General features: G+C 32.6%; 14 protein-coding genes. 8 read left to right on the top strand and 6 right to left on the bottom strand.

Annotated features, from left to right (window positions below; translation table 11 throughout):
- Window positions 1-162 precede the first annotated feature (162 nt).
- From DMA14_RS10530 to DMA14_RS10500, 7 genes are all read left to right on the top strand, one after another.
- A complete protein-coding gene (locus DMA14_RS10530) occupies window positions 163-663 on the top strand; it encodes a tetratricopeptide repeat protein (protein ID WP_238989945.1) in 501 nt (166 codons plus the stop codon).
- Between the two features lie 210 nt (window positions 664-873).
- Entirely contained in the window at window positions 874-1,773 is a 900-nt protein-coding gene (locus DMA14_RS10525; RefSeq protein WP_111424617.1) for a MerR family transcriptional regulator, read from the top strand.
- A gap of 39 nt (window positions 1,774-1,812) precedes the next feature.
- Entirely contained in the window at window positions 1,813-3,279 is a 1,467-nt protein-coding gene (locus DMA14_RS10520; protein WP_111424616.1) for a phytoene desaturase family protein, read from the top strand.
- Window positions 3,280-3,282: 3 nt separating this feature from the next.
- A complete protein-coding gene (locus tag DMA14_RS10515) occupies window positions 3,283-4,122 on the top strand; it encodes a phytoene/squalene synthase family protein (RefSeq protein ID WP_111424615.1) in 840 nt (279 codons plus the stop codon).
- Between the two features lie 231 nt (window positions 4,123-4,353).
- Window positions 4,354-4,794 (top strand): sterol desaturase family protein, encoded by a 441-nt coding sequence (locus DMA14_RS10510; RefSeq protein WP_111363808.1) that lies wholly within the window; start codon window positions 4,354-4,356, stop codon window positions 4,792-4,794.
- A gap of 35 nt (window positions 4,795-4,829) precedes the next feature.
- Window positions 4,830-5,300 (top strand): SRPBCC family protein, encoded by a 471-nt coding sequence (locus DMA14_RS10505; protein WP_111424614.1) that lies wholly within the window; start codon window positions 4,830-4,832, stop codon window positions 5,298-5,300.
- A 159-nt stretch (window positions 5,301-5,459) separates the two neighbouring features.
- Window positions 5,460-6,755, top strand: coding sequence for a cryptochrome/photolyase family protein (locus DMA14_RS10500; RefSeq protein ID WP_111424613.1), 1,296 nt, complete (start codon window positions 5,460-5,462; stop codon window positions 6,753-6,755).
- A 248-nt stretch (window positions 6,756-7,003) separates the two neighbouring features.
- Here DMA14_RS10500 and DMA14_RS10495 read toward each other — a convergent pair whose 3' ends face one another.
- Together DMA14_RS10495 and DMA14_RS10490 are read right to left on the bottom strand one after the other, a co-directional pair.
- On the bottom strand, window positions 7,004-8,308 hold the full coding sequence (locus tag DMA14_RS10495; protein ID WP_111424612.1) for an ABC1 kinase family protein: 1,305 nt from the start codon (window positions 8,306-8,308) through the stop codon (window positions 7,004-7,006).
- A complete protein-coding gene (locus DMA14_RS10490) occupies window positions 8,308-8,967 on the bottom strand; it encodes a TetR family transcriptional regulator C-terminal domain-containing protein (protein ID WP_111424611.1) in 660 nt (219 codons plus the stop codon). Before DMA14_RS10490 ends, DMA14_RS10495 begins: the two co-directional genes overlap by 1 nt.
- Before the next feature lie 98 nt (window positions 8,968-9,065).
- On the opposite strand from DMA14_RS10490, the gene DMA14_RS10485 reads away from it, so the two are divergent.
- The gene (locus DMA14_RS10485) at window positions 9,066-9,977 is read left to right on the top strand and encodes a TIGR01777 family oxidoreductase (RefSeq protein ID WP_111424610.1); all 912 of its coding nucleotides are present in this window, start codon (window positions 9,066-9,068) and stop codon (window positions 9,975-9,977) included.
- A gap of 3 nt (window positions 9,978-9,980) precedes the next feature.
- Here the strand turns inward: DMA14_RS10485 and DMA14_RS10480 are convergent, their stop codons facing one another.
- From DMA14_RS10480 to rmuC, 4 genes are all read right to left on the bottom strand, one after another.
- On the bottom strand, window positions 9,981-10,547 hold the full coding sequence (locus tag DMA14_RS10480; protein WP_111424609.1) for a YceI family protein: 567 nt from the start codon (window positions 10,545-10,547) through the stop codon (window positions 9,981-9,983).
- A gap of 240 nt (window positions 10,548-10,787) precedes the next feature.
- Window positions 10,788-11,183 (bottom strand): VOC family protein, encoded by a 396-nt coding sequence (locus DMA14_RS10475; RefSeq protein ID WP_111424608.1) that lies wholly within the window; start codon window positions 11,181-11,183, stop codon window positions 10,788-10,790.
- Between the two features lie 42 nt (window positions 11,184-11,225).
- Window positions 11,226-11,774 carry an acyl-CoA thioesterase gene (locus DMA14_RS10470; RefSeq protein ID WP_111424607.1) on the bottom strand — a complete coding sequence of 183 codons (549 nt, stop codon included), beginning with the start codon at window positions 11,772-11,774 and terminating at the stop codon, window positions 11,226-11,228.
- 185 nt (window positions 11,775-11,959) lie between these two features.
- Window positions 11,960-13,333, bottom strand: coding sequence for a DNA recombination protein RmuC (gene rmuC, locus DMA14_RS10465; RefSeq protein WP_111424606.1), 1,374 nt, complete (start codon window positions 13,331-13,333; stop codon window positions 11,960-11,962).
- Window positions 13,334-13,493: the final 160 nt, after the last annotated feature.

Genomic DNA, 13,493 nt, shown 5'->3' with positions numbered 1-13,493 from the left:
TTTAATTACTAATGTATTAATATTTTACTTTTCCCAATTATCCCTTTTTTAATAAACCCTTAAATTTTCTAACCAATATTTAAAAAAGAAATCCTCTTACAAAATAAAAACTTTCTTAAATTCGTTGACAAATAATAAAATCACTAATCCCAAATTAGTTTTATGAAAAACCTACTATTAGCATCATTTATGATGATTACATGCTCTATCTGGGCACAATCTGCAACTGGCTATTTTGACAAAGCCATGAAAAAAGCTGAAGCCGGCAACACAAAAGGCGCAATCGCCGATTACACCAAAGCCATTAGCATGAATTCTAAATTTGTCGAGGCTTATCAGAATCGCGGTGTCGCAAAATTCAAACTAAATGATTTAAAAGGCGCTCAAGCAGACTTTAGCAAAACAATCGAGTTGGATAGCATGAATGCCGACGCTTTTACAGGCAGAGCCAATGTGAATTACAAATTACAAAACTATCAAGGGACAATTGATGATTGTACAGCTTCTTTAGGCTTAAACCCGAAAGATTACGTTGCCTACAACCTAAGAGGTTTGGCTTACAACAAAATTGGCGATAAGAAAAACTCTTGCAAAGATTTCAGCAAAGCAATTGAGCTTGGAAGTCAGAGCGCTATAAAAAACAAAGCTACTTTTTGTAAATAACAACAGCCTAAAAATTAAAAATGGTCTGCATATTTTTGATATGCAGACCGTTTTTTTTATCAAAGTAATATATTTCTTAAAAATTATATACCTGATTATAGGTAAAAAATATATTTTGAATACCTAAACCTCTAATCCTCTATCTTTTTAATGTAGTTTTAAGGCCGAATCTAAGATTTTATTTTACATTTGTTGACTTAATCGCAAAAAATGATAAACAATATTAAAACTGTTTTCAGCATTAAAGATCTTGAGAACTTATCTGGAATAAAAGCGCATACCATACGCATCTGGGAAAAGAGATACAACATCCTTGAACCTATGCGAACCGATACTAATATTAGATTTTACAACCTTCACAATCTGCAGAAACTTTTAAATATAACGTTATTGCACGAATACGGCTATAAGATTTCTAAAATTGCAACATACCCTGAAGAAAAGATACCACAATTGGTACGCGAAATAATCTCGAAGAAAAACTCTCAAAACTACGCCATTACATCTTTTAAAATGGCAATGATGAATTTTGATCAAGAGTTATTCTTTAACACATTTGATTGGCTAATTACCGAAAAAACATTTAAAGAAGTTTTTAAAGAACATTTTTTACCTCTTTTAAAAGAACTGGGATTATTATGGCAGTCTGAAACCATCACTCCTGCTAATGAACACTTTATGAGTCATTTAATTAAGCAGAAAATCTTAATTTACACCGAAAGCCTTCAGATTAGAAAACCAATCAAAACCGATCGTATTTTTGTTTTATCACTTCCGTTAAACGAAATTCACCAGATCGGATTATTGTACTTGCAATACGAAATTCTTGATAAAGGTTACAAAACCATTTATCTAGGAGAAAGCATGCCAATTGAAAATCTCCAGGATTTAACCAAACATTTTGAGAACATTACGTTCATTTCTTTCATGACTGTTCAACCTGACAGAAGCGTAATTAATCAGTATGTAAAATCTATGGGACAGAAATTGCTGCAGGAAAACAACGAAATCTGGCTTATGGGTAAAATGGTTGAACACATTGACCAAAAAGTTCTAACAGATAGAATCCGTATTTTTGATTCTATGGAAGAAACTATTAACATGCTATAATTTAATTTTGTTTAAGTTTTTCTTATATTTGTTAAACAAATGAGAAAGACGATTCAAATAATAGGTTCAGGCTTCTCTTCTTTAGCAGCCGCATGTTACCTTGCCCAACAAGGAAACGAGGTAACTGTTTACGAAAAAAACAATACAATTGGCGGACGTGCGAGACAGTTTAAAGCAGACGGCTTTACTTTTGACATGGGACCAAGCTGGTATTGGATGCCTGATGTCTTTGAACGTTTCTTTCAGGATTTCAATAAAAAACCTTCTGACTACTACGAACTGATAAAATTAAATCCAGCGTACAGGGTTTATTTCGGAATCAATGATTTTATCAGCATCTATGATAATTTAGAAGAAATAAAATACACTTTTGAAACCATAGAAAAAGGAAGCGGTGTAAAACTGCAGAATTTTATTGACCAAGCTAAAAGCAACTACGATATTGCTATTAAGAATTTAGTGTATCGTCCAGGAATTTCTCCACTCGAATTAATCACAAAAGAAACTGCTTTAAAATTGGATCAGTTTTTTAAGAATGTCAGCAGTGATATTCGAAAAAATTTCAAAAATGAAAGATTAATTCAGATTCTGGAATTCCCTGTTTTATTTCTCGGAGCAAAACCAGTCAAAACTCCTTCATTTTACAATTTTATGAATTATGCCGATTTCGGTCTCGGAACTTGGCATCCTAAAACAGGAATGTTTGATGTTATTCGAGGAATCGAAAAACTGGCTTTAGAACTTGGCGTAATAATTAAAACCAATTCACCAATAGAAAAAATTCTTGTTGAGAATAAAACTGCAACTGGAATTGTAATTAATGGAGAAAATATAAAAGCAGATATAGTTCTAAGTGGAGCAGATTATCAGCATTCTGAGACTTTACTTGACAGCGAACACAGAATGTATTCTGAAAAATATTGGGAGAATAGAATTTTTGCACCTTCTTCTCTCCTATTTTTTATTGGTTTTGATAAAAAAATAGAAAACATTTCACATCATGCTTTGTTTTTTGATGTCGATTTCAATCAGCACGCAGCGGCAATTTATGATCAGCCAAAGTGGCCAGAAGCTCCGTTATTCTACGCTAACTTTCCATCAAAAACAGATAAAACTGCGGCGCCAGACGGAATGGAATCTGGGTTTTTCCTGATTCCGCTTGCGCCTGGAATTGAAGATACTGAAGAACTAAGGGAAGAATATTTTGAAAAAATCATTTCTCGTTTTGAAGAACTTACCCAGCAAAAAATTAAAAATAACATTATCTTTAAAAGATCATTCTGTAAAAACGACTTTGTTTCCGATTACAATGCGTACAAAGGAAATGCTTACGGAATGGCCAATACTTTATTGCAAACGGCTTTTTTGAGACCAAAATTGAAAAGCAAAAAAGTCAGGAATCTATATTTTACAGGACAGTTAACCGTTCCTGGTCCAGGTGTTCCGCCTGCTTTAATTTCAGGAAAACTAGCAGCTGAATTAATTCAAAAATCTTTTAGATCTTAAAAAATGAAATCACTATTCGACGCCGTTTCTTTCAAATGCAGCAAATTGGTTACCAAAAATTACAGCACTTCATTTTCTCTTGCTGTAAAAATGCTTTCGCCAAGCATTCGCGATGCTATTTACAGCATTTACGGATTTGTACGTTTTGCCGATGAAATTGTAGATTCATTTCACGGCTACGAAAAAGAATACCTAATTGAAGATTTTGAAAAAGAATATTACAAAGCAATGGAATTGGGCATCAGTTTAAACCCGATTTTGAATTCTTTTCAGCAAACGGTAAAAGAATATAATATTACCGACGATTTGGTTCAGGCTTTTCTAAAAAGCATGAAAATGGATCTCATAAAATCAAATTACCAAACACAAACCGAATACATCGATTATATTTATGGTTCTGCGGATGTTGTGGGCTTAATGTGTCTAAAAGTTTTTGTGACTGGTAAAGAACACAAATACGAACAACTGAAATATGAAGCCATGCGTTTAGGATCGGCTTTTCAGAAAGTAAATTTCCTTAGAGATTTAAAAGACGATAATACGATCTTAAACCGTTCTTATTTCCCGGGCATAAACTTGAATAACTTTAACGAAGATTCAAAAAACCAGATTATCAAAGAAATAGAAGAAGATTTTAGAATTGCCTATCAAGGAATTGTAAAGTTGCCTATAGAAGCTAAATTCGGAGTTTATACTGCTTATGTTTATTATAAAAAACTATTAAAAAAGCTAAAAAACACTCCGTATTACGAAATTGGAAATTCGAGAATTCGTGTCTCTAATTATACCAAAGCGGGACTTTTGGCGCAGTCTTTTGTGACTTATAAATTGAAATTGGTTTAATTTTTAAACACATAGAATCATAGAATACTAAGTCTATAAAAGGCGTTTCACTTGTATAAAGAAGCATAGCTATGTGTGAGAAACTAGTTTCTTTCTGCAATCTTTTACAAATAACAAAAATCTATGTTTCTATGTGTTAAAAAAATAAAGTCTATTTGAGTCAATCTTTTATAATCTAAAGCTAAACTCAAAAACAATAAAACGATAATTTTAAAACATCAACATTACAAAATGATTTCTTTTTTAATCTTTTTAGGCGTTTTTCTTTTCATGGAATGTGTTACGTGGCTTACGCACAAATACGTCATGCATGGTTTTATGTGGTATTTTCACGCCGATCATCATCAGCCGAAATACGAAAATACCTTTGAGCGCAATGATATTTTCTTTGTCATTTTCGCCACTCCGAGTATTATTTTATTCTACTTTGGTGTCGAAGGCGGATTCAATTACTTGTTTTTCATTGCTTGCGGAATTACACTTTATGGAGCTTGTTATTTTTTAATTCACGATGTTTTAATTCATCAACGATTTAAATGGTTTAAAAACACTAAAAACAAATACCTCATCGGACTTAGAAAAGCGCATAAAATCCATCATAAACATTTACAGAAAGAAAAAGGAGAATGCTTCGGAATGTTGTTTGTACCTTTTAAATATTATAAAATGTAGCATTATTTAGGGCGTCTTTCAAGAACAATTTGATTATGAAATTATACAAAATAGTGACCGTACAGCATATAAATGCTAGTGTTGAAGATTGCTGGGATTTTTTCTCAAGTCCGAAAAACCTGCAAACTATTACGCTAGATAATATGAATTTTCAAATTCAGGATTATGACGGCAAACGTATGTATCACGGACAAATTATCACTTACACCTTAAAACCGCTTTTAGGTATCAAAATGTCTTGGGTAACCGAAATTACGGCTTGCCAAGAAAACGAGTACTTTGTAGACATTCAACAATCTGGCCCTTATAAACTTTGGCATCACAAACATTTCTTTGAACCAACATCAGATGGAGGAACAAAAATGACCGACATTGTTCATTACGCTCTCCCATTCGGAATTCTAGGAAGAATCATAAACCGTTTAGTCGTAAAAAACAAACTGAAAAACATTTTCGATTACAGATATAACAAAATCGAAGAGTTATTTAATTCTAAAAACGCTTAAAAATTCAAACACATAGAATCATAGAATTTAGATTGAGAAAAAAGGCGTTTCACTTGCATAAACACACATAGCTATGTGTTAGAAACTAGTTTCTTTCCAAACTTCTTAAAAAGTAAAATAAATCTATGTTTCTATGTGTTTAAAAAATCACATGAAAAAATGACAAAACAAAAAGTTACTTTATTCTGGTTCAGACGCGATTTACGTTTAGAAGACAATACGGGGTTATTTCATGCTTTGCAATCTGACTTTCCTGTTGTACCTCTTTTTATTTTTGACGATGAAATTTTAGAGCATCTTCCAAAAAACGATGCTAGAGTAACTTTCATTTATGATTCATTAGAAAAAATAAATTCAGAATTAAACAAACTAGATTCTTCCATTTTAATCAAAAAAGGAAAAACTACAGACGTTTGGAAATCGCTAATTGAAGAATTTGATATTCAAAGCGTTTTCTTTAATAAAGATTATGAACCATTTGCTACCAAACGTGATACTGCAATTTCATATTTATTAAAAGAAAACAACATTGAATCTTTTTCTTTTAAAGATCACGTAATTTTCGAAGAAAAAGAAATTACAAAAGCAGACGGACTTCCATATACGGTTTACACACCTTATAAAAATAAATGGCTGGAGAAATATCATTTTTTGGGTTCTGCTCCAGAATATGATTCTACTTCATATCACTCTAATTTTTCAAAAAATAATTTCAAGTTTCCTGACTTAACCGAAATTGGTTTTGAAAGAAGCTCTATAAAAGTTCTTCCGCATAATTTATCTCAAATTGCTAATTATAAAGAAACACGAGATTTTCCAGCTTTAGACAGCACGTCTTATCTTTCGCCACATTTGCGTTTCGGAACTGTGAGTATTCGTAAATTGGTAAATTGGGCAAACCGAAAAAACCAGACTTTTTTAAGCGAATTGATCTGGAGAGAATTCTTTATTCAAATTCTATTTAGTTTTCCGAATTGCGTCAATCATAATTTCAAATCTAATTATGACGGAATTCAATGGCGAAATAACGAAGAAGATTTCAAACGATGGTGTTCTGGAACAACCGGATATCCGATGGTCGATGCCGGAATGCGTCAGTTAAACGAAACTGGATATATGCACAATCGCGTGCGTATGGTAGTCGCAAGTTTTCTATGCAAACATTTACTCATTAACTGGCAATGGGGCGAAGCTTATTTCGCAGAAAAACTTCTAGATTTCGAATTAGCTTCAAATGTAGGAAACTGGCAATGGGCAGCAGGAACAGGTTGTGATGCCGCACCTTATTTCAGAGTTTTTAATCCAGAAATCCAACAAAAGAAATTTGACGAAAAAGGAGAATATATTCGCAAATGGATTCCTGAATTTGATTTTGGTTATAATGAGCCTATGGTTGATCATGCTTTTGCGAGAGATCGTGCGATTGCAACTTACAAAAAGGGAATAATTAAATAAATTCCAAATTTTTAAATTCCAAATTCCAATTACACACAATCTTGTCATCCTGACGAAGGAAGGATCACACACGTAACTCGACAAAGATTATCGATTATGATTGCGGAGTTTCTCGTGTGATCCTTCGTTCGTCAGGATGACAAACTAAACAAAAAAAACTTTGTCAAAGTTTTAAACTTTGACAAAGTTCTATATCTAAAGTTCAGCCAACTTGAAACTTGAAACCTGAAACAAAAGAAAACTATTAATTAGTATTTCAAATAATTATCAACTACAATTTTAGCTTTCAAATCAAACATTAAATTATACAAACCGAAGAAAGTACGATTCATATAAATAAAGTGCTTAGAACCGCGATTTCCGTTCATTTTTTTAAGATTTGTGTCTTCTGAGAAACGTTTTCCTAATTCAGCAATTGCGTTGAAGAATTTTTCATCGGCAAAATCGAAAGTTTCGTTTTGAAACGGTTTCGTAAACAGAGACAATAAATCATGAAACATTTCGGTGAAATATTCGATTTCTGCAGGTGTATCGTCTGGACGAAGAATTTCCAATTCGAATAATTTCTGATTGAAAAGCTTTTCGTCAGTAATCACATTTTTATTGATCAACTCAAAATACGGCGTATAAAAATCATCTGGAATTTGTTTCATACAGCCAAAATCTAAAGCGATTAATTGATTTTTATCATCAACCAAGAAATTTCCTGGATGTGGATCTGCGTGTACTTTCCTCAAAACATGAATTTGATACATATAAAAATCCCAAAGCGCTTGACCTAATTTATTTCCGGCTTCTTGATCTTTATTTACGGCTGTAAATTCAGAAAGATGAATTCCCGTCATCCAATCCATTGTAATGATTTTCTCTGACGAAAACTCTGGATAATAATTCGGAAAAGTGATGTTTTCAATCTTACTGCAAGCCTCGACAACTTCTTGACTTTGCTTTAATTCAAGCAAATAGTTCGTTTCTTCAATCAGTTTATCTTCGACTTCTTTGAAGTATTTATCAGAATCTTTTCCTTGTAGATTAAACATTCTTATCGCAATAGGCTTAACCAAAGCTAAATCTGACGAAATACTATTGGCAACTCCTGGATATTGAATTTTTACCGCCAGTTTTTTGTCGCCTTTTTTTGCCAAATGCACTTGGCCAATACTCGCCGCATTTACCGAATTTGGATTGAACTCGTCAAAAATCTCATATGGCGTTTTTCCAAAATTGCTTTTGAACGTTTTTAAAACTAAAGGAGCAGAAAGCGGCGGGACAGAAAACTGAGATAAAGAAAACTTTTCCACATAAGCCTGCGGAAGAAAGTTCTTATCCATACTTAACATCTGCGCTACTTTAAGCGCACTTCCTTTTAAGCTTTTTAGTCCGTCATAAATATCTTCGGCATTATTCTCGTTTAGTTTATCTCGGGTCAAATCGGGATTTACTATTTTTTCGGCATAATGTTTTACATAGTTCACGCCAATTTTAGCACCCGTCTGAACCAATTTTCCTGCTCGTTCTATTTTTGAAGTTGGAATATAGTCTATTGTTTTCATTATCTGCTGTATACTTTTTCTTTGAACAAAAATTTCCCAAAATCGATCAGATGATTCATTGGCGCAACATTCATCAATTCGAATGAAGCATTTACTGATTTTTCAATAAAAATATCTGTCTTTTCGAAAGCAGGAGATTCATCTTCCATCCAAAATTTAATAGTCAGCATTAATTGCAGCCAAGAAGATTCCTGAATGGCTTTTTCTTGAAATTTTTGAAATCTTTCCTGTTCCAATCTGTAATCGTCTGTCAGGATTTCAGCAACATATTCTTTAAAACTGTTTCGAAGTGTAGTTAACTGAACTAAATTTTTAATTGGATTTTTATCAATTTTAAGCGATTGTAAAACATAGCTTCTATTGGCAGTCAGGATTTCGAAGAAAGTAAAATAAAAACTCAGCATTTTATTTTTCATATCATATCCCTGGTATTCCTCATTCTTATGAAGAAGATTGACTGTGTTTTCAAAAAACAGTCGGAATATTTCTTTTTCTAAACCTTCTAATGTTCCAAAAAAAGCATAAAACTCAGCTTCAGTAAAATCATTTTCTTTGGCAAAATGATAAACCGATTTTGGTTTTTGACCTTTTTCTAAAACCTCTTCCATATATTTTGAAACGATATCATCTTTGGTAATTACCTTTTTTTTAGTCGCCATTTTATTAAAATTTAGAATTTGCCATAAAGGTAAACATTGTTTAAGTACCTTTACTAATCCTTAAACAAGTAAGACTGTTAAATATATTATAAACTATTATGACTCAAAATGTTCTATTGACAGGTGGAAGTGGTTTCATTGGAAAACATTTGACAGATGTCCTAATCGAAGCAGGTTTTTCTGTGTCTGTTTTGAGCCGTTCCGATAGAGAAGATACTCCAAGAGTTACCTATTACAAATGGGATATCAAGAAAAACTATATTGACAAAAATGCAATTCTAAATGCCGATTACATCATTCATCTAGCTGGCGAAGGAATTGTCGAAAAAAGATGGACCAAAAGACGTAAAAGAGCCATTATCGAGAGTCGCGTTAGACCGGTCGAAATGATTTATTCTGTTTTAGAAATGAATAATAAAAAATTGGAAGCTTTTATTTCTGCTTCTGGCATCGGAATTTATGGGGCAGTTACAAGTCATAAAATATGTACTGAAAATACGCCTCCAGCTGATGATTTTTTAGGCACAACTTGCCAAAAATGGGAAAGTGCCGCAGATAAAATCAGTTCTTTAAATATTCGGACAGTTAAAATTAGAACTGGTATCGTTTTAGGTAAAAATGAAGGCTTTTTAAAAAAAATGACTCCTACATTTAAATCTGGTTTTGGCGCTATTTTGGGTTCTGGCAAACAATATCTGCCTTGGATTCATATTGAAGATCTGTGCCAAATTTATTTAAAAAGCATTGAAGACACAAAATTAGAAGGTGCCTACAATGCTTGTGTAACAGATAATACAACAAACGCCAGATTTTCTAAAACTTTGGCTAAGCTTTACGATTATACTATATGGTTGCCCAAAGTTCCGCCTTTTGTACTAAAGATTATGCTTGGGCAAATGAGCGTAGCGGTTTTAACCGGACAGCGTGTTTCATCAGAGAAAATTCAGAAAACAGGTTTCGAGTTTCAATTTACCGATTTAGAAAAGACGCTTATCAATTGTATAAAGTAACTCTTATTTCAAAGTTAACATTGTCTCATCACTGCGAATAATACCCGTCAGTTCTGTATTGGCTGTTGTAGCAATTTTTGACGCTATAGAGCTTGGAATATGAATATTAAAATCAGACACCAAAATTGGAAAATCTGAAATAACCTGAATCCCTTCTGGCACTCTTTTAATCAAAGCGTTTACAATAATCTCTTTTGATTTTCCGCGTAAATTAAGCTTCCCTTTTATCTGATATTGCTTTTCAACCTCATTAATATCTTTTAAATCGAATTTTTCAATTTTTCCTTTAAATACAGCTTTAGGATAGCGATTGCTTTGCATATAATTTTCATTAAAATGCTCTTGCATGAGATCTAATTTAAAGCGAAAATCTTTAACAATAACTGTACAGATAAAAGTGCTTGTTCTAGGTTCCAAAAGTATGGCAACTTGTCTATTTACTGCTTTCACTTCTTCAAACAAAGGAACAGAGGCTTCAAAATTTATTGTTCCTGTATTAGTAAAAAACTTGTCTTGGGCAATGACAGAAATGGCGGTAAAAAATAAAAATAGTAAGGTAGTTGTTTTCATAATCGTCTACATTTAAACAATTATGTCATTCAATTTATTCTGATTAGGAGAATATAAAAAATCAGATTCTGATTCATCTGAAAAATCGAACGGCAATACTCAGTGAAAAAATTCCGTAACCCAATAATTACACTTAAAGTTACGAAATTTCTCCTTTAAAAGTTCTGAGAGTAATGCTAAAAATTTGTGAATTTTTTTTTCTGTTAAATGTGAATTCTGAGATGTAAAATGTTCTCAAAATTACATTTTAACCTCGGTACAAATCTCAATCAAAAATCCATTTAAATCTCTTGCATACGCCACAATTTGTCCCCATGGTTTTTCTACAGGTTCTGAAACGATAACAGCACCAAAAGAAGTTGCTTTCTGTAAAACTTCGGGAACATTATCTGTAATAAAACCAATTTCTATAGCAAAAGGCTTATCTTCCAGACTGCTTTCTATAAAACCATCGGGTAAACTTTTTGATGCTAATTTCTTCGAAGCAAACGAAAGTGTTGTTTCTCCTGTAATCAATTCGCCATAATCCCCTTCTGGCGTAACAAACTTTCTCGAAAAACCGAAAGCGTTTTCATAAAACGCAATAGATTCTTCGACATTTTCAACGTATAAAATAGTATATCCAAACTTGACCATAATTTCTAATATTTAATGTGCATTAAATAAATATAAGAAAATTTAGCTAATTTCTAAAAGGACATTATACTTTTCTAGGCTTGCTAAATCTTCAATAGAGTTTATATTGGCCAATTTTTCGTGTTCTTCTACTTCTTTTCTAACTTCGATATGTTTTATTGCTTTTCTAAAACGGCGCACTTCTTCTAAGTTCGATAAAATTAATCCTGGAACTTGCACACTTTTCCCTTCTTTGTCTTTGGCAACCATTGTAAAATAAGACGAATTGCAATGTTTGACAACTCCTGTCTGAATATTTTCTGCTTCTACGCGAATACCGACAATCATAGAGCTTCTTCCAACATAATTTACAGAAGCTTTCATGGTTACCAATTCTCCAACTTCAATTGGCTTAAGAAAGTTTACCGTGTCTACAGAAGCTGTTACACAATAATTTCCGCTAAATTTTGATGCCGCTGCAAAAGCAATTTGATCTAATAATAGTAAAATATATCCTCCGTGAATTTTTCCGCTAAAGTTAGTGTGCGATGGCAGCATTAATTCTGATATACTAACTTTTGATGAAGAAACGGGTTTAAAATCTGTACTCATGTTTTTGTTTTTGGTATTTTGATTAGTTGTATTTTTTCAACACATAGAAACATAGGATTTTAATTTTATAAAAAAGATTAAAAGAAAGAAACTAGTTTCTAACACATAGCTATGTGTATATATGTAAGTGAAACGCCTTTTTCCCAATCTTAATTTCTATGTTTCTATGTGTTTAAATATTTTTCTTAATTTAATAACTCATTTTCATCTGAATTTATAGCTCGTGCAATAATATTATCTGGAAGGGATTTCTTGGCTTTTGCACCCATTTTCTTTAATCTTTCTACACTAGAAATCAGGTTTCCTTTTCCGTCAACCAATTTATTCATTGCACTTTCATATTCAGTTTTGGTATCTTTTATTTTATTTCCAATTCGGACTAAATCGGTTACAAAACCTTCAAATTTGTCATACAAAGCCCCTGCCTGTCTTGCAATTTCTAAGGCATTTTCCTGCTGTTTCTGATTTGTCCACATACTATCAATAGTACGTAAAGTGGCCAAAAGCGTGCTTGGCGTTACAATAACAATATTCCTATCAAAAGCTTTGGTATACAATGTAGGATCTTCGTTTAAGGCAACGGCAAAAGCTGGCTCCATCGGAATAAAAAGCAAAACAAAATCTGGGCTTTCCATTTGGTATAAGTCATGATAGTTTTTGCTGCCCAACTGCTCGACATGTCTTTTTATGGAAATCACATGTTCTTTAAGAAATTCTATTTTTAAAAGTTCTGATTCTTCATTTACCCATTTTTCATAAGCGGCAAGCGAAACTTTTGAATCAACAATCATTTTTTTACCGTCAGGAAGATTAATTACAACATCTGGTAAAACACGATTTCCTTCACTATTTGTAAAACTCTGCTGTACTTCGTATTCTCTTCCTTTTTCTAATCCCGATTTTTCCAGAACGCGTTCCAGAACCAATTCGCCCCAATTCCCTTGCATTTTGCTATCACCTTTTAACGCTTTGGTAAGATTTAAGGTTTCTTTGCTCATTTGCGCATTCATTTCGCTCAAGCCAATTATCTGCTGACGAAGCGCCGCATGATAATCGATGCTTTCTTTGTGGGTCTGTTCTACTTTCTGCTCAAAAACATGAATTTTATCCTGCAAAGGCGTTAGGATATTTTTCATGTTTACGGTATTTTGCTCGGTAAACTTTGCCGATTTTTCTTCTAAGATTTTGTTGGCAAGATTTTCAAACTCTTTGGTAAATTTTTCCTGCAGTTCATTAATTTCACTTTTTTGTTCTTTATGACGTTCCCACAAATTTTCAAAATCGACCTCTTTTTTAGAAAGCTGAATAGCCAAACTGTCTTTTTCTGTTCGAATGTTTTCTTTTTCAGAAATACTAAACTGCAATTGTTTCTGAAAATTATTCTTTTCACTTTCAAACTGCTCTTTTAACATTTGCAATTGACTATTTAACGCATTTAATCTCTCTTCAGAAATAGCTTTTTCTGACTGAAATTTTGATGCAGAAAGCATTCTACCTACGTAGATTCCTGCAAAAAGCGCCACAACAAAGCCTAACAAAAACGGTATATAATCAGTCATAACTAAGTTAATTTTACGTAAAAGTACGCAATAATACGTAGTGCTTAGTTTTTAAAATAGAAATTTCACTAATTCATTTTCAAATCCAACTAAACCAACATTTTATTTTTCAAAAAAAATTAAACCTCAACGCAACCTTTTTTCAAAACCATTATCTACT

This window comes from Flavobacterium sharifuzzamanii, from assembly GCF_003254585.1.
Taxonomy (GTDB): domain Bacteria; phylum Bacteroidota; class Bacteroidia; order Flavobacteriales; family Flavobacteriaceae; genus Flavobacterium; species Flavobacterium sharifuzzamanii.
The sequence above is the reverse complement of the archived record's forward strand: the minus strand, read 5'-3'. Positions and strand labels throughout refer to the sequence as shown.

Bases quoted from the DNA above. Each gene is read 5' to 3' on its own strand.
- DMA14_RS10530 (WP_238989945.1), top strand. From the start codon at position 163: ATGAAAAACCTACTATTAGCATCATTTATGATGATTACATGCTCTATC.
- DMA14_RS10525 (WP_111424617.1), top strand. From the start codon at position 874: ATGATAAACAATATTAAAACTGTTTTCAGCATTAAAGATCTTGAGAAC.
- DMA14_RS10520 (WP_111424616.1), top strand. From the start codon at position 1,813: ATGAGAAAGACGATTCAAATAATAGGTTCAGGCTTCTCTTCTTTAGCA.
- DMA14_RS10515 (WP_111424615.1), top strand. From the start codon at position 3,283: ATGAAATCACTATTCGACGCCGTTTCTTTCAAATGCAGCAAATTGGTT.
- DMA14_RS10510 (WP_111363808.1), top strand. From the start codon at position 4,354: ATGATTTCTTTTTTAATCTTTTTAGGCGTTTTTCTTTTCATGGAATGT.
- DMA14_RS10505 (WP_111424614.1), top strand. From the start codon at position 4,830: ATGAAATTATACAAAATAGTGACCGTACAGCATATAAATGCTAGTGTT.
- DMA14_RS10500 (WP_111424613.1), top strand. From the start codon at position 5,460: ATGACAAAACAAAAAGTTACTTTATTCTGGTTCAGACGCGATTTACGT.
- DMA14_RS10495 (WP_111424612.1), bottom strand. From the start codon at position 8,308: ATGAAAACAATAGACTATATTCCAACTTCAAAAATAGAACGAGCAGGA.
- DMA14_RS10490 (WP_111424611.1), bottom strand. From the start codon at position 8,967: ATGGCGACTAAAAAAAAGGTAATTACCAAAGATGATATCGTTTCAAAA.
- DMA14_RS10485 (WP_111424610.1), top strand. From the start codon at position 9,066: ATGACTCAAAATGTTCTATTGACAGGTGGAAGTGGTTTCATTGGAAAA.
- DMA14_RS10480 (WP_111424609.1), bottom strand. From the start codon at position 10,547: ATGAAAACAACTACCTTACTATTTTTATTTTTTACCGCCATTTCTGTC.
- DMA14_RS10475 (WP_111424608.1), bottom strand. From the start codon at position 11,183: ATGGTCAAGTTTGGATATACTATTTTATACGTTGAAAATGTCGAAGAA.
- DMA14_RS10470 (WP_111424607.1), bottom strand. From the start codon at position 11,774: ATGAGTACAGATTTTAAACCCGTTTCTTCATCAAAAGTTAGTATATCA.
- rmuC (WP_111424606.1), bottom strand. From the start codon at position 13,333: ATGACTGATTATATACCGTTTTTGTTAGGCTTTGTTGTGGCGCTTTTT.